The following is a 15,872-nucleotide window of genomic DNA, read 5'->3' on the forward strand; positions in this document are numbered from 1 at the left end:
GCGACGGACGACGAACCGGAGAAGAGCAGACCATGACCTTTCCCGCCCCCGACTACCCCGACGTCCTCCACGACAGCGACACGTGGGAGGTCAACGCGACCTTCCGGCCGGCCGACACTCCTCCGGACCTCACGACGCCCGGCGGCGGCGAGTTCCACTTCCTCTCCACCCGGCTGAGCACCGACGGCCTCTTCGGCCTCTACCAGAACCGGATGGGGCCCGCGATCGGCGGGACCAAGCCTCACTTCCACAAGACGATGTCGGAGGCGTTCTACGTCCTCTCCGGGGAGATCCACGTCTTCGACGGGGAGCGATGGATGGATGCGGCCAAGGGCGACTACCCCTACATCCCGCCCGGCGGCATGCACTCGTTCGGCAACATCTCCGGCGAGCTCGCCGAGTTCCTGATGCTGTTCGCCCCAGGGGCGGCGCGGGAGGAGTACTTCGAGAAGCTCGGCGAGATCGGGAGCATGAGCGACGAAGAGCGCCGCCGGTTCCTCATCCGCCACGACAGCTGGTTCCCCGAGATGCCCGAGGGGCCCGGCAGGGACTCGTGGGAGAAGCGGGCCTCTCTGAGGAACTCCTTCAAGACCCGCTGAGCCGCTGAACGGACGGGGACCGGGAGGCGCCGGTCCCCGTGGGGCGGGGCGCCTTTCGTGCGCAGCACTGCGACCCGGGCGGGCTCCTCGGCGGGGACGGAGGAGCCCACCCGGGTCCTTCAGCTCTGCCGCCGGCGCATCAGGAAGAAGATGCCGACGGCGGCGAGCCAGACGGTGACGCTGGCGGTGGCCACTACGGCGACGGGTGCTTTCGCGAGAACGAGAAGGATGCCGATCCCCGCCGGTGGAATCGCGGTGGCCACCATGGCGACGAGCGTGGCCCCGGCCGCCTCCATGGGTGAGCCGGGGCCTGCCTCCCCTGAGATCGCTCCCCGCGCCGGTCCGACGCCGGCCTCCATCGAGAAGCGGCAGGGGGTCCTGTCGAAGACGACATCGGCGCGAGTGTTGGGGGAGTCGTCCGCGAGGACCCGTTCCTCGACCCCGTCGGCCGGTTCCGCCGTGGCCTCGTCCGTGTGCTGCGGAGACTGCCCCCGGGGTTCACCCATAGGCGATGACCTCCAGAACCTGGTGGTGAGTATCAAGTTGTCAACGCGCCTCGGGCGGCTCCGCTGTCGCTCGGTGCTGCTCGGGCGCACATGACGCATCAGCGCCGGGTATCCACAGCCATCACGATAGCAGAAGATATACGTCTAACAAGCTTATGATGGATGCAGCTCTGATGGCCCAGTGATGGGGAGAGGGGTATTCGGAGATGGAGCAGCATCGGGATACACAAGGGGTATCGGCGATGAACCGCACGAAAGCACGCATGAAGCCGCAAAACGGTCGCGGGGTTCGAAGGGGCGTTCAGGTGCGGTGTCGGCGGACTTCATCTCAGGTGAGGCAGGCGGGTGGGTGTGCCCTCGGGGTCTCGCGAGTCGCTGCCGCTCGTCGGTCGCGTGGTGCGCCCGGCGCCCCCGGCGCCCCCGGCGCCTAAGGGCGTCATGCGATGCCGCGCGCCGTCCCTATGGTCTTGACAACGTACCGCCGATGATGCATCTTTAGTGAGTACGATTGATGCGTAAGGGGGAGGCGGCCGAATGGATGGATTCATTCCAACAACCGGCCCTCCGGGGGGCACGCGTGAGCGCTCGCACCCCCTCCCCTCTCACCATGCATCCGGTCCTGCCCGTCAACGCCGGCCGCGCGCTCGTGCGCGCCCCGTCGCGTCGGTGTTACCGGTGCCGCACGCTCGGCCGAACCCCTCCCGTTCTCCAACGGCGCCTGAGCCCTGTGCATCGTCGCCGTGCCCGAACGGGCCGATCAAGATTGAGGTCGCGTGATGCCGCCCAACATCTCAAGTGCCGAATCGACAGACCTGTCCGGACAGCAGCAGAACCGTGGTGGGGGATCCCGGCGTTCCGGCTCCGGTTCCGCCCGTGTGACGGTCAACCTGACGTCCCGAACGACCCAGGCCCTCGACGCCACCGTCGCCGCCACGGGGGACACCCAGACCGACGTCATCAACCGCGCCATCCAGGTGTACGCCTACCTGGAGCAGGCGATGGCCCGTGGCGAGCTGATCTACCTCGAAGACCCCGAAAAGCAGATGCGTGAGCGCCTGCGCTTCTTCTGAGCTTCTTCTGGGCGCGGCCGGAACCGCGGTGGAAGGCGATCCTCCGAACCTCCGAACATTTTCAGCGGTGGTGAGCGTGTCGGGTATCCACAACATCTGATGCCCACTGAGGCGGAAATGCCATTCCCGTGAATCCGCGCACGGATCCTCGCCGAAAGGGGCGGAGGGACGCGTCGGCGGACCGATCGGGCGATGGTCCGGAGGAACACGTGCGGCCTTGGGGATGAACTTCTCCCAAGGCCGCACGCGCACTCGACTGGGGGCCGAGGGCGGTGGATGCGCGCCGTGCGACCCGGCTCAGGGAGGGGCGGGAGGGGGCCGCAGGTGGGCCGCCGCCCTCCCATGTCCCTCCGATGTGCAGCCGTGTCGGCCGCGCCGCGCGGGGGAGAGCGGGATGGGGCTGCTCCAACGGTTCCGCATGGCGGCCGCGCTCTGGCGAGCCGTCCTGCGCTCCGAGGCGACGGTCCGGGGTGCCGTGCTGTACGTCGGGCTGTGCGGGCTCGCAGCGCCGTCTTCTCGTAAGGCTCGGACAGGGGCTAGCGTCCTTCGGAGCCGCCCTCGCCCTCGCCGTCTTCCGTTTGCGCCGGAGCGGGGTAGCCCAGGAAGTGCGTGAGGATGACGCGGGCCTCCGGCGGGGCCTCTTCCGGAGGCCGCTGGTACCGCTTGAGCAGGCCGATGTACTCCTCGAAGAACTGGGTCAGCTCCTCCGGGGTCACCGTGATCGATCCCCGTGAGAAGGGGAAGGCGTCGGCCCAAGGGTCGGAGGGGTCCATGGCCCGCGCCGCCTCCTGGTAGGCGGCGATGTCGCGGGAGAGCGTGTATCCCGTCATCTCGTCCATGACCGCCCGGGTGGCCGGGTCCTGCTCGCTGCGCAGCGGGAACCGGAGGTCCTGGCGGGAGGCGCCCCACCACCGCTCCCGCCCGTGGGCCCCCTCGACGGAGACCTCCTCCACGAAGCCGTGGCGCGCGAGCTCGCGCAGGTGGTAGCTGGTCGCCCCCGTGTTCATGTCGAGGGCGCGCGCCAGCATGGCCGAGGTCGCGGGGCCCTGCTCCGTCAGGTGCTGGATGATGTGCTGGCGCCTGGGGTGGGCGAAGGCCTTCAGGGCCGCGAGGTCGGTGATCGTCCGCGGCGCCGACTCGTCATCCATGCGGCCACCGTAGTTGTGCACAGATGTCTTTGCAATCCATGGCCTGCGGGGACTGTCGACCGACACGTGTGCACAATTTCCCTTGCACAAGTTTCTGTGTACATGTACCACTGGAGGTGGAAGCCCCCCCACAGCCGAAGGGCCCGTCCGATGCCTCGTGCCGCCCGCCGCCCCCTGGCCCTGGCCGCGCTTGCCCTGGCCGTTCTCGCGTCGCTCCCTGCCCCCGTCACCGCACGCCACGGCCCGGCCGCGGCCCACGGGCCGTCCCGGTCCGGTGACCTCGTCACCGAGGACGTCGTCTTCGATTCCGGGGACCGGGCGGTCGGCGGGACCGTCATCGCGCCGGCCGGGGGCGGCACGGACCTGCCCGCGCTCGTGCTCGTGGCCGGGTCCGGCGAGGGGGTGCCGCGCGAGGTCTACCGGCCGCAGGCCGAGGCGTTCGCGCGTGCCGGGATCGTGACCCTCATCTACGACAAGCGTGGCCCAGACGAGGGCTACTCCCTGTTCGCCGCCTCCATCACCGACCTGGCCGACGACGCGATCGCAGGAGTCCACCTGCTGGAAGAGCGCCCCGAGGTGGATCCGGACCGGGTCGGGGTGCACGGGCACAGCGAGGGCGGCTGGACGGTGATCGAGGCCGCGGACCGCTCCCCGGCGGTGGACTTCGTGATCGCCGCGAACTCCAGTGCCCTGCCACCGGAGCGCACCCAGGTGTGGATGAACCGGATGCAGCTCCGGCACGCCGGGGTCTCAGAGCCCCTGCGGTCGCGGCTGGGGGAGACGCTGACCCGCCACATCGTGGCCGCCGACATGTTCCGCCTGCACGGCCACGATCCCCGGCCCGCGCTGGAACGGCTGGAGCGGCCGTTCCTGGGCGTGGCCGCCGCCCTCGACCGCTCGACCCCGCCCGGGGAGACCCTCCGGATCTACGCGGACGCCCTTGCTCGCGGCGGCCACCCCCACTCGGCGCTGCGTGTCATCGACGGTGCAGGGCACAGCATGGAGCCCAGCGACGACGGATATGTGGAGGCCGAAGCCGACCTCGACAACCTCTTCCGCGACCTTTCCCCCGAGTACGTCCGAGTGGTCACCGAATGGGTGCACGGGCTGTCCGGTGTCCCCGCCGCGGGAAGGGCGGACGCGCCTCCGGAGCAGGACGAGGACAGCCAACCGCTCGCGCCGCTGGCCGCGCACGAGTCGCCCGGCGTCCAGCTCACCGCGTTCGCCGTGCTCGTGGTCGCTTTCGGGGGCTCCCTCCTCGTCGGCGCCTACTCCCGCCTGCGCGGTCGGCCCCGGCTGCACCCGGGCCGCCGGACCGCCACGGCGTTGGGCCTGGTGGGCCTGGCCGTTCCCCCGCTCACCATCGGCTACCTCGGGGTGATCATGATCAGCGCCGGGACGACGCCCGGCCCGGTCGTCGCCGGGCATCCGCTGCCGTGGCTGGCACTGCAGCTGGCGACCCTGGGCGCCACCGCGGCGGCGCTCTCCTTGGGCGTCCGGTGCTACCGTGCGCGCGCATCCTTCGACACCCCCGCGAAAATCCGCCTGGGCTCGCTGCTCGCCGGGACCGCCGTCCTGCTGCCGTGGGCCGCGTACTGGGGCCTGTTCACGGTCTGACGCCGATGGCGTGGAGACCGGGTGGACCGGACGGCGGCCAGGGACTCTCGCGCGGAACGGGGAGCGTTCGGGCCTCCCGCCGCCCTGGGGAAAGGGGCGCCCGTCGGCGCACCGGTCGACAAGGCGGGTGCGGGGCGCGGTGCTTCAGGGGAAGAGGGCGTCTCGGGCGTGACCGGGTGGTGGAACCGCCACTATGGACAGCCCTAAAGCCGGGGCGTTCCCGAGCGCGCCACACGGAAGCCCACGTCGTCGATGCGGAAGGTGGGATGGCTGCGGCGGCGCACCGAGGCGCGGCAGGACCAGTGCTCGTCGGACCAGCCGCCCCCGCGCAGCACGCGGTACGAGCCGTAGACGTCGGGGTCGTAGAGGTCCCAGCACCAGTCCCACGCGTTGCCGATCATGTCGTGGAAACCCCAGGCGTTGGGGGCCTTGCCGCCGACGGGGTGGATGCGTTCGGCCGCGTTTCCCGCGTGCCAGGCGATGTCGTCGAGGCGCCCGTAGCGGGGGCCGACGGTACCGGCGCGGCAGGCGCGTTCCCATTCGGCCTCGGTGGGCAGGCGGTAGCCGTCAGCGGAGGTGTCCCACTCGGCCGTATGGCCTTCGGGCGCATAGGCGGGGGTCAGGCCCTCGCGGCGGGACAGGGCATTGCAGAAGCGGACGGCGTCCAGCCAGGAGACGTTCGTGACGGGGAGGTCGTCGCGGCCGGAGCCGCCTGGCCGGTCGCCGGTGATGTCGGCGTAGAGGCCCTGGGTGACGGGGACGACCCCCAGTCGGAACGGTTCGACCTGCGTCGTCCATCGGGTCTGCGTCCGCCGGTCCGAGAGGGTCACCGGTCCGGGCGGGACGGGGGCCGTCTCCGAATCCGTATCCGTGGTCACGGAGCCGACGTTACCGGTGTCGGCCAGGCGGCTGTCCGGCCGGTGCCCTAGGACCTGTCCGGAGGTTCCCTCTCGCCCGGCCCCTCCGTCGTTGATCTCGGGGAAGTCGGGCTTAAGAGCGCCGTCATAAGCCCGACTTCCCCGAGATCAACGGGGAGCCGGGTCGGTGGGGCCACGGGAGGCCCGCGACTCGGCGGGACACCGTAGCACTCCAGACAGGCCCTAGGTGGTTCGGAAGCCACCGGCACTATGCGCGGGGCGGGGGCGCCTCCCGTGCACACCGCGTGGCCTCGGGCGGGCTCCCCACGGGGCCGGTAGCCCGCCCGGTCCCTTCAATGTCTCGAACGAGCTCGACCGCCCCGCCATCGCGGTCACACTGGAAGAGTGCGTGTATTAGAAGCCTTCTGGTCCGACCGGGCGCTGTGGGTCTGGGGGATGGACTCCGAACTCCCCGCGGCGACCAGGTCCCGGCGGGAGCCGCGGCCCCACCCCTATGCCCTGGGCCCGCGGGACCTCGCCGATGAGGTGGTCTCCCTCCTGTACCGGGATTCGGAGCACCGTGGGGCGGTGGCCCGAGCCCTCGCACAGGAGCGCCCCTACGCCCCCGCCCCGGGACTCCCCGCTCCCGGTACCGCGGTGCTGCGGCTGCCAGGCGGCCCGACCCACCCCTACACGCCCCCGTCGCTGGGGGTGCGCCTCGACGCCCCCAAGAGCGCAGCCTCCCGGGCCGCGCTGCGGGACTGGGAGGTCCCGGCGCTCGTCCTGCACTCCGGCGACGCCGCGACGCTCCTGCGCACCTTCCGGTCCTCGGCGCCGGGGTCGGGCAGCGCCTCCCTTCCGCACCTGGAGGTGCTGCTTCGCGCGGCGGAATCCTTCGCCGCCGCCCGCCGGGTCGTCCCGCAATGGGTCGAGGAGGCCTCTGAGGAGTCCGGCACCACCGCCTTCGCCCCTCGGGCGCGGTGGCGCCCCGTGCTCGACCCGCAGGCGATGTCCTGGCTGCGCTCCTACGCCGGGACGGTCCCGCCGGTGCTGCGCGCCCACCATGACCCGGGCGTCGACGACCCCCGGGAAGCGGGCTCGGCCGCGGTCGTCGACGCCCTCGAAACGCTGTGCGCGTTCACCGACCTCGCGGTGCGCGAACGGCTGGACGGCCGGGAGTTCCGGCTGCCCGCCGGGCCGAGGCTGTACGCGGACTGGGTGCACGGGCTGCTCGCCGACGACGGAGAGGTCCCTGGGTACGTCTGGGGGCGCGAGCAGAGCGTGCTGGCCGGGCGGCTGTCGGAGTGGTTCGGCGCGGTCCAACGGCGGACGGCGGCGCTGCGCTTGGCATTGCGGCTCGTGGAGCCCGCCCTCGGTCCCGGCTCCGATGCCGACCTCTTCCCCGAAGCGGGAGAGGAGGCCGACGATGACTTCGGGAGCGGCGGCGCCCGGCCGCCAGAGCCGCTGATCGCGGACGAGGGTGCGTCGTGGGAGCTGGAGGTGTGGGTCCAATCGGCGGACGAGCCCTCACTCATGCTCCCCCTGCCGGACGCGCGCGCCGACGACGCCGCCGACTGGCTCCCCCGCGACCGCGAAGCGGCCATCGAGGCCGCACTGGATCGGGCGGCGGGCCTGTACCCGCGCCTGGACCGCGAGGACGTGCGCGAACACGGCAGCTGCACCCTGGACACGGCCCAGGCTTGCGCATTCCTCACCCGGGTCGCGCCCGCTCTGAGCGAAGCCGGTATCGGCCTGCTGCTGCCCCCGTGGGCGGGCACGCGGGACACCACGGTGGCGCTGCGCCTGGAGGAGCAGAGTGCGTCGGCGGGAGGCGACGGAATCGGGCAGCGCCTGGTGGAGTTCGATTACCGCGCCGCGCTCGGCGACGTGGAGCTCACCGCGGCACAGCTCCAGGAGCTGGCCCGCCTCAAGGCCCCGCTGCTGCGCATGCGCGGGGAATGGGTCCACCTGGACCCCGCGCGGCTCAAAGCCGCGGCGGCCGCCATCGCCCAACGCGGGTCGGGCACCGTCCCCGAGGCCGAAGCGCTGCGCATGGCGTTGGAGCCCACCGTGGACGGCCTGGAGGTCTCCTCCGTCGACGCCGGAGGGGACCTTGGGGCCCTGCTCGAAGGCCGGGCCGAACAGTCCTTCGCCCCCATGGAGGACCCGCCCGGGCTGAAGGCGCGGCTGCGCCCCTACCAGCGGCGGGGCGCCGCATGGCTGCGCTACCTCGGCCGACTGGGGCTGGGGGCGGTGCTCGCCGACGACATGGGGCTGGGCAAGACGCTGCAGGTGCTCGCAGTACTTGCCGAAGAGCGCGCGGACGCCGGGCCGTGCGCGCCGACACTGGTCGTCTGCCCGACGTCGGTGATCGGCAACTGGCACAAGGAGGCCGAGCGGTTCCTGCCCGGGCTGCGCGTGCACGTCCAGCACGGGGCCGGGCGCCCGCGGGGAGCCCGGCTCAAGGAGGCCTGCGCCGGCGCCGACCTGGTGCTGACGACCTACGGCACACTGCGCCGCGACGCCGAGGAGCTGGTGGGCCTGGACTGGGCGCGGACCGTCTGCGACGAGGCGCAGCACATCAAGAACCCCCGCACCGCCACATGGAAGGCGGTGCGGGCGGTACCGGCGTCGGCCCGGGTCGCGCTCACCGGGACACCGGTGGAGAACCGGCTGGGCGAGTTCTGGTCGATTATGGAGTTCGCCAACCCCGGCCTGCTGGGGGACCGGCAGGCGTTCGAGAAGCGGACGGCCGCGGCGATCGAGCGCGGGCCGTCCCAAGAGGAGGGCGCGGCGGCCGCGACCCGGCTTCGGCGCGCCACCGCCCCGTTCGTGCTGCGCCGCGTCAAGACCGACCGGGACGTCATCGCCGACCTGCCCGACAAGCAGGAGATGAAGACGTGGTGCACGCTCACCGCGGAGCAGGCGTCCCTGTACAAGGCGGCGGTGAACGAGATGGTCGAGGCCCTTGAGGACGCCACCGGCATCCGACGCAAGGGGCTGGTCCTGGCGACCATGACGCGGCTCAAGCAGATCTGCAACCACCCCGCCCACGCGCTCGGGGACGGGTCGCGCCTCCATGGGCGTTCGGGCAAGCTCGCGCGCTTGGAGGAGCTGCTGGAGGAGATGGCCGCCGACGGCGACAAGACGCTCTGCTTCACCCAGTACACCGAGCTCGGCGACATGCTCGCCCCGCACCTGGAGAAGCGCCTGGGCGTCCCGGTCCTCTGGATGCACGGCGGGGTGCCGCGCAAGAGGCGCGACGCGATGGTGGAGCGGTTCCAGACCGTCGACGGGCCGGCGGTGTTCCTCCTGTCGCTCAAGGCGGGCGGGACCGGGCTCAACCTGACCGCCGCCAACCAGGTCGTGCACGTCGACCGGTGGTGGAACCCGGCCGTGGAACAGCAGGCCACCGACCGGGCGTACCGCATCGGGCAGACCCGCACCGTGCAGGTGCGCAAGATGATCTGCATGGGCACGCTGGAGGAGCGCGTCGACGAGATGATCGAACGCAAGAAGGCGCTGGCGGACGCGGTGCTCGGCGGGTCGGGGGAGGAATGGCTGAGCGAACTCAGCGTCGATGAGCTGCGCGAGGTCGTGCGCCTGGCGCCTGAGGCGGTGTCCGGATGAGGGCGCGGGGACCGATCGGGGAGAACTGGTGGGCCCGGCGCTTCGTCGAGGAGGTCGAGCTCGACGGCGACCCGGGGCGTCTGTCGCGGGGCCGCTCGTACGCGCGCGGCGGCGCGGTGGAGTGGATCCAGGTCGTGAGCGGACGGGTGAGCGGCGAGGTGGCGGGCAGCTCGGTGCGCCCCTACAGCGCCGCCGTGCACATCGCGCCGCTGGACGAGGCGCGTGCGGAGCAGGTCATCAGCCGACTGGTGGGGGCAGAGGCCGAGGACACCGCGCGTGCGGTGCAGGAGGGGAGCATGCCCGGGGGCGCGGAGGCCGCGCTTCGGGCCGTGGGGGCGGAGCTGTTCCCGCCGCTGCTGGAAATGCGGTCGCTGTGCTCCTGCCCGGACCACTGGTCCCTCTGCAAGCACGCTGTGGCGCTGCTGTACGTGTTCGCCGACGCGATCGACAGTGACCCGCGCCTGCTCCTGGGGTGGCACGGGGTATCACCGGCGCTGCTGCTGGAGCGGCTGGAGGAATCGCTCGGAAGCGGTGTCCGTCTGCCGAACGAGCTGGACGTGCAGGTGGAGCCTTTGCCGGAGCGGGCGGAGGAGTTCTGGGCCGAGTCGGAACCCCTGCCCTTGCCCGGGCCCCAGCGCCCCTTGAACCCGCTCGCCTACTGGGAGGCGCCGATCCCTGTATTGGCGGATGCGCTGGAGCCGATCTACGACGCGATGGCCGAGGCCGGCCCCCAAGGCGGAGGCCGCACGGGAGACAGGGGCGAGTAGCCGTTCCTATGGCGCTGTGCCCCCGGCGATGTCGGTCGGATTCGTGAGGTGCTTCGCCTGGGGGTGGGCGGAGCGTTCCTCAGCGGTGTCGGGGCGGTATCGGAGCGCGAGCCATCCCGCTGTGAGCACGGCCAGGAGCATGACGGTGTTGTGCGCGTACTTCGGCAGCGGGGCGACGTCGCCCAGAAGCGGGAAGTAGGTGAACGCCATCACACCGCGCGCCAGGAGGAAGGCGAAGGCCGCAGTGGCGCTGTGCCGGACCGACCAGCCCCAGGTGCGCGCCGCCGCCACGAGGGCCAGCCCGAACCCGCCCGTGACGGCCACCCCTAGGGCCACGCCGCCCCAGTCCTGCGGGCTGAGGTCGATGACCAAGGCGACGAGCAGCGCGGTCGCGAACACCGGCCACAGCGGCAGCCGCCTTGCGGGCCGCGGCGGACGGCGCGTCCTGGCGGCCGCCCGTCGTCCGAACAACACGGCGGCCACGACGAACCCGACGACGACCGCGGCGGAGACGGCGAGCTGCGCCGGGGATCCGGAGCGCGATTCGGGATCGGACACGATCAGCGCCGCGGCCGCCGCATAGGCGAGTACGGCGGCGACCGTGCCGAACGGCCCGAGCCACGGCTCGCGGGTGCGCTGGGGAGCCCATGCCTCGGCGAGGGTGACCGGTGCGGCGAAGCTGTAGATGATGTGGCCGACGATGAAGCTGAAGGCGTTGTAGGCGCTGATGCCCAGCGGCGGGATGAGGGAGGCCTGCCGGATCTCCTCCCAGCCCTCGTAGCCCTGGTAGTCGGCGCTGAACAGGGACTGGTCGATCAGGCAGGCCTGCGCCGTGCCCAGGGCGGCGAACAGGAGCAGCAGGCTGGGCCAGCCCCAGCCGCGTCGGCGGACCAGCTCCCGGGCCAGCAGCGCGGGGGCGCCGTAGAGGGCGGCGAAGAAGACCAGCGCGAAGGCGATGCCGCCGGGGTCGCCGGTGTTGTCGCTGTAGGCGGCCAGGAGTTCGGCGCCGATCGCGGACAGGCAGAGCAGGGCGACGAGCTGAAGCGGACGGGTCCAGTCGCGGCGTGGGACGCCGGCGTCCTGTCGGGGGCGGACCAGTTGCCGCACCCCCGCGTAAGCGGCGATGGCCAGCGCGGTGAACTGGACGGCGCGCACACCGACCGCGATCGGGCGCAGGCCGCCCTCCGCCTGGGTGATGAGGGCCGCGGTCGCCGCCGCGGCTGCGAGGACGACCGCGGCGAGCCCGATCCCGGCGCCGACCCGGCCGGGGAGCACCCGCGCGGCGACGGCGGCGGCCAGCAGCAGCGGCACCGTCAGCGGGAGGGAGACCGGGCCGTCGAGCGGTGGGCCGACCACGACCAGCGCCGCGCTCGCGAGCCCGGCGACCGTCAAGGCCCCCGGGAGCATCCATGCGGCGCGTCGTCCATCGGGATTGCGACTCATAAGAGGCATTGTGACACATGAATGTCGCAAAAAATGACGCGCGAGTCCGGGTGTGGGTCCGCGGCGCCCTACAATCGCCCCATGCACCGCAGCACCACCGACCTGTCGCCCACCGCGCGCCGCACCCGCAGGCTGATCGTCGAGGCCGCGATCGAGACCCTGGCGGGGGACACCTCGGCCGCCCTCGCGGAGATCGCCAAGGCGGCCGACATGAGCCGGTCGACCCTGCACCGGCACTTCACCGACCGGGGGGACCTGCTGGCGGCCGTCGACGAGGAGTGCCGGACCCGGTTCGCCCGCGCGGACGAGGCCGCCCGCCTCGGCGAGGGAGGGGCGCTGAACTCGCTGGACCGCCTGGCGCAGGAGTACTTGGGGCTGGGGCCGGTGCTGGGGCTGGTGTTCGCCGACAACGCCCTGGTCGACCCGGACGCCTGGACCGAGGGGGAGGAACGGGTTCAGGCACTGCTCGGGGTGATCACGGGGGGCCAGGACGACGGCGAACTCGACCCGGAGCTGACACCGGACTGGGTGCTGACGACGTTCTGGGTGCTGCTGTTCGGAGCGTGGCTGTCCCTGAAGACGGGCACCAGCCGCCGGGACGTGGGGGTGCAGTTGTCCAGGACCCTGCGCAGAGCTGTGGGGCTTGGCGGGCGCTGAAGGGCTGTCGTCAGTGTGGCGCATGGAGCCTGGCGACGCCTGGAGGCACTGAGCTTGATCAGGCTTGTGCAGTTCCCGGCCGGAGAAGGCACCGTGACCCCCGGATGCTCGGGATCTGGATCTCCCCGGTCAACTCGGTGAACTCGTGCACCCGCTCCGGACGGCACGACGGTAGGAGACGAACCAGGCCTGCGGCGGAATGCCACTGCGATGAAAGCGCAGGCCACAAAGGTTCTATCCCTAGTGACCGGTCAAGTCGTTAGGTGAAGGCCGGATGCGGACTCAGCATGGGGATCCCTGTCGGCTCACATCGTTATGGTAACCAGTAGTATTACCGCGACCCCGAAGGGTTGCAGGGGTATTCGATGGATCCTGCGCTACGGCCGTCCTGCACAACGGAACCGTACTGCGATCGCTGGCCGCGACGTCCGAGACCATGGCAGTGCAGGAGTCTCAAAGGAGGAAGGAGGGCCAGTGGAAGCTGGTGGAAATACCGGAGAGCTGCACTCCAAAAGCCAGAGTTCTCAGACACTCGCAGAGTCGATGAAGGACTTGGGAAAGGATTTTGATGACGTGCTTCAAAATGCGAAGGAAGCTGCAGTCGAGCCCGAATTCAAATCAGGATTCGACGATTTTGACTCTATGTACAGAGCGCACGTCGACAAGGTCGAGGACCAAGGGGAGCAGCTAGCCGAGAATATTGGTTCGGCGGGCCGGGAGATCGAGGATACGGATACAGAAACAGAAGACGAATATCAAGGGGCCGCACCGGGGGGCTCGTGACCTTCTAAGGGTGTGGACCGTGCGAACTGACTAAGGACGTGAAATGTCGCTCGACGATCTCGAAACAGCTAACAACAAGGCGTGGGGTACTTTCTTCATTAGGTTTGCCCCGAAGAAGACGGAAGCAAGGAAAGGGAAGGTGCAGGGCGCTGCAGATGACCTGGAGGATTTCGCTTCGCGTTTGAGGGGAGGCTCCGTCGAACTCGGCGCCGAATTCGATAGCGCATCTGTCCACGTCACAGACGCTATCAAATGGCAGATCGGCGACCTGAGTAATGAGAACCAATCTCATTGGATCGAGGCAGCCTATGGGGTCAGCTTCGTCGCGAAGGAAATGAGCTCCTGGGCTGATGTTGTAGGTACGTTCAACAGGCGCCTGTTGGACTTGATCGACCAGTGGGCATTCGCGGTGGAGTCAGCGGTCAATCAACTGCCGGGTAAGAAGGAATATGCTCCATCCATCGGCCACGATGGTGACATTCTTACGCAGTACGACGAAGTTCATCATGAGAGGGTCACTCAGATCATTAATGATCTGAAGGATAAACGGGACGCTTACACGGAGCAGAATAATAATCACTGGGAAGACTACCGCGACGCCGCCGAGGCTCATGCCAAGCGGATCGGTGAGGGAGCTACCGACGCCAATGTGCGACGCCTCATCGAGGCCGGATACATGGGCTGGTCCGCGTTCAACTTGAAGCCGGAAAGCGCGCCATTCCCGATTGACCCTGAGCAAGCGGAAGAAGATGCGAAGAAGCTAGCGGAATATCACGGGCCGAACGCCAAGGAGAAGGACGCCGAATACTGGCAGGCTCTCCAGATGCTTCAGTTGATCACAGGAGCATCAGGCGCACTTGAAGGTAAGAACAATCAAAAGGCTTCCGTTGAATACCTCGAAAATCTATTCGCAGCTCTCAACGAGCATTCAGGACGGGAAGATCTGCTTACCTATCTCGTAGGTGATGCAGATGACCCGGAGGCGGCAAAAGCCTTTGGAGAGGGGATACTTACTCTCTCCGATGAGCGATATGGTGGCTCTCTCGGGCGGCTTCCGGAAGACATTAGGAATGCAGTCAACGGTCCCAGTGAAGACGCTCGTTCCATCGCGGAGGCCGACCAAGAGGTCCTCGCCATATACACGGTCGATGACTGGGCGAGGGACGTCCCTAACTTGGCTTATCTGTTTGAGAGCGCTGACCCTCATATGCGAGGTGGTACAGAACTCTCAGCTCGGCTTACTGCGGCAGTCGGTTCGGCTCTGGGTGATAACACATTCAAAAACATGGACCTGGGTGAAAAGGTCGATGACCTTGCTGGGGACCTGCTCGATGTTTCATTCAGGAACATTGAGGCGAACTATGATGTCCTGACCGATACTGGGGTCAAGTCGAAAGACAATCTCGACGGCAGAGAATTCACAGCGGCTGATGTTCTCAAGGGGCTGTTCACATACGAGTGGGAGGACGATGGAGAGACTGCCAGAGGGCTCATTGACTGGATCGCGGAAGATGCCGCGAAGAGTGGCGAAGAGTGGGCAGATGAAAGGGAAAGGGCTGGGGAGGCTGCGGCACACCTGATCGATACCCTTACTACGGACCCCAGCCCGAATTCGGGTGAAGAGACCGGAGGGATATTCGGCGATCTGACCGCGATCGGCGGCAAGGACGATCCGAAGGCTATGGGAGAGATCAATCCTGAACTGTCAGCGAGCTTCGGAGGTATATTCGAGTCTTATATCGAAGATTTCGGCGGTCCTGGCTTCGATCAGAACATGTATGCAAAAGACGTCGATCCGGTCAATTATCCATGGGCGGAGGACGGGAACGTTCTGATGTTGACCCCCGAAAGCCGGGCGAAATATATGCAACTGGTCGTGGGAGATGAAGAGGCCGGCGCGAAGATGTTCAGTGCAATTGAAAGTCAGCGAATCGCCGGATTCGTCGACTACTATGAGGGTGACTCGCTCCATGGTGATGAAAACTCATACTCTGGAAGGCTTTCATCTCTGTTCGATGCAGCTGTAGCGAATCATGGGTGGGGAACCTATGGAAACGCAAATGATGCCTATACATACGAGGTAGAGATGAAGCAAGCGGGCGGGCAGATGCTCATTGACGAGACAGTTGGCCGCCTGGGGTCTGGAATTCTCACCGGACTCTACAAAGAGGGATACAAGGAAATTATTGAGAGCGTGGTAGATAAATATGATAGCTACCCTGAGACTCTGGACGACATGGGATATAAGGAACGGATGAGTCCTACTGAAAAAGAATTGGAGCTCGACGCGCAGCTTTCCATTCTTGGCATCAGGACAGATGCGGGAGAGTTTGATGTCGACTCGCTCGATCCTGATCTGCGATCTTCGCTCAATGATGGAGACGGGGGCCTCGTCGGTAGTACTGATGAAAAACGGGGGCAGGATCCGACATTCCAGCCTGGAGCTGTGATTGACAGGATCAATGAGGATGTTTTCGGGTCAACTAAGGAACAAAAATCTCAAGACCATCAACTTGTCGATCAATACGTCGATGACTACATGGAAGGCTATCGTGAATTTGGCGGATTGCGCGCCGATTCCCAATCTGAGTATAAGGAAAGGATCGATACAGGGCGCCGCTGAGTACGGGAATCCTAAGGTAAGCGGATGAGAATTTATTGGATCGGGATTTCGGTAGCGCAACCTGGCCTGCAATTTTGGGTCATCATGTTTGTTCTCCTGGCTGCCGTCGCGCTCCCAGCGTGGGGAGCAATTCGAGGTGGAGCGAGGCGCATCCCCCTATTACTCCTGGTAG

The 15,872-nt window shown here is 68.2% G+C and carries 12 protein-coding genes; 8 read left to right on the forward strand and 4 right to left on the reverse strand.

All coding sequences use genetic code 11. The features are described 5' to 3' along the window. Nucleotides 1–32: 32 nt before the first annotated feature. Nucleotides 33–599: a cupin domain-containing protein gene (locus O4U47_RS01800; RefSeq protein WP_270675496.1), complete on the forward strand. Its 567-nt coding sequence runs from the start codon at nucleotides 33–35 to the stop codon at nucleotides 597–599. Nucleotides 600–718: 119 nt separating this feature from the next. On the opposite strand, the gene O4U47_RS01805 is transcribed toward O4U47_RS01800, so the two are convergent. Further along, nucleotides 719–1,105 carry a hypothetical protein gene (locus tag O4U47_RS01805; RefSeq protein ID WP_270675497.1) on the reverse strand — a complete coding sequence of 129 codons (387 nt, stop codon included), beginning with the start codon at nucleotides 1,103–1,105 and terminating at the stop codon, nucleotides 719–721. An 875-nt stretch (nucleotides 1,106–1,980) separates the two neighbouring features. On the opposite strand from O4U47_RS01805, the gene O4U47_RS01810 reads away from it, so the two are divergent. Beyond that, complete coding sequence (locus tag O4U47_RS01810) at nucleotides 1,981–2,175, forward strand: hypothetical protein (protein WP_270675499.1); 195 nt, start codon at nucleotides 1,981–1,983, stop codon at nucleotides 2,173–2,175. A gap of 536 nt (nucleotides 2,176–2,711) precedes the next feature. Here the strand turns inward: O4U47_RS01810 and O4U47_RS01815 are convergent. Next, nucleotides 2,712–3,323, reverse strand: coding sequence for a winged helix-turn-helix domain-containing protein (locus O4U47_RS01815; RefSeq protein ID WP_270675501.1), 612 nt, complete (start codon nucleotides 3,321–3,323; stop codon nucleotides 2,712–2,714). A gap of 150 nt (nucleotides 3,324–3,473) precedes the next feature. Here O4U47_RS01815 and O4U47_RS01820 point away from each other — a divergent pair, with 150 nt between their 5' ends. After that, a complete protein-coding gene (locus tag O4U47_RS01820) occupies nucleotides 3,474–4,940 on the forward strand; it encodes an alpha/beta hydrolase family protein (RefSeq protein WP_270675503.1) in 1,467 nt (488 codons plus the stop codon). A 203-nt stretch (nucleotides 4,941–5,143) separates the two neighbouring features. On the opposite strand, the gene O4U47_RS01825 is transcribed toward O4U47_RS01820, so the two are convergent. Further along, nucleotides 5,144–5,818, reverse strand: a complete 675-nt coding sequence (locus O4U47_RS01825; protein WP_408638912.1) for a formylglycine-generating enzyme family protein — start codon at nucleotides 5,816–5,818, stop codon at nucleotides 5,144–5,146. A 384-nt stretch (nucleotides 5,819–6,202) separates the two neighbouring features. Between O4U47_RS01825 and O4U47_RS01830 the strand changes: the two genes are divergently transcribed. Together O4U47_RS01830 and O4U47_RS01835 are read left to right on the forward strand one after the other, a co-directional pair. Next, nucleotides 6,203–9,427 carry a DEAD/DEAH box helicase gene (locus O4U47_RS01830; RefSeq protein WP_270675505.1) on the forward strand — a complete coding sequence of 1,075 codons (3,225 nt, stop codon included), beginning with the start codon at nucleotides 6,203–6,205 and terminating at the stop codon, nucleotides 9,425–9,427. Next, a complete protein-coding gene (locus O4U47_RS01835; protein WP_270675507.1) occupies nucleotides 9,424–10,194 on the forward strand; it encodes an SWIM zinc finger family protein in 771 nt (256 codons plus the stop codon). Before O4U47_RS01830 ends, O4U47_RS01835 begins: the two co-directional genes overlap by 4 nt. 6 nt (nucleotides 10,195–10,200) lie before the next feature. On the opposite strand, the gene O4U47_RS01840 is transcribed toward O4U47_RS01835, so the two are convergent. Then, complete coding sequence (locus tag O4U47_RS01840; RefSeq protein ID WP_270675509.1) at nucleotides 10,201–11,637, reverse strand: hypothetical protein; 1,437 nt, start codon at nucleotides 11,635–11,637, stop codon at nucleotides 10,201–10,203. Between the two features lie 81 nt (nucleotides 11,638–11,718). On the opposite strand from O4U47_RS01840, the gene O4U47_RS01845 reads away from it, so the two are divergent. From O4U47_RS01845 to O4U47_RS01855, 3 genes are all read left to right on the forward strand, one after another. After that, entirely contained in the window at nucleotides 11,719–12,294 is a 576-nt protein-coding gene (locus O4U47_RS01845; protein ID WP_270675511.1) for a TetR/AcrR family transcriptional regulator, read from the forward strand. Nucleotides 12,295–12,768: 474 nt separating this feature from the next. Beyond that, nucleotides 12,769–13,077, forward strand: a complete 309-nt coding sequence (locus O4U47_RS01850; protein WP_270675513.1) for a hypothetical protein — start codon at nucleotides 12,769–12,771, stop codon at nucleotides 13,075–13,077. A gap of 43 nt (nucleotides 13,078–13,120) precedes the next feature. Further along, nucleotides 13,121–15,700 carry a TPR repeat region-containing protein gene (locus O4U47_RS01855; protein WP_270675515.1) on the forward strand — a complete coding sequence of 860 codons (2,580 nt, stop codon included), beginning with the start codon at nucleotides 13,121–13,123 and terminating at the stop codon, nucleotides 15,698–15,700. Nucleotides 15,701–15,872 lie beyond the last annotated feature (172 nt).

The sequence above is a fragment of the Nocardiopsis suaedae genome, assembly GCF_027706745.1.
Classification (GTDB): Bacteria; Actinomycetota; Actinomycetes; order Streptosporangiales; family Streptosporangiaceae; genus Nocardiopsis_A; species Nocardiopsis_A suaedae.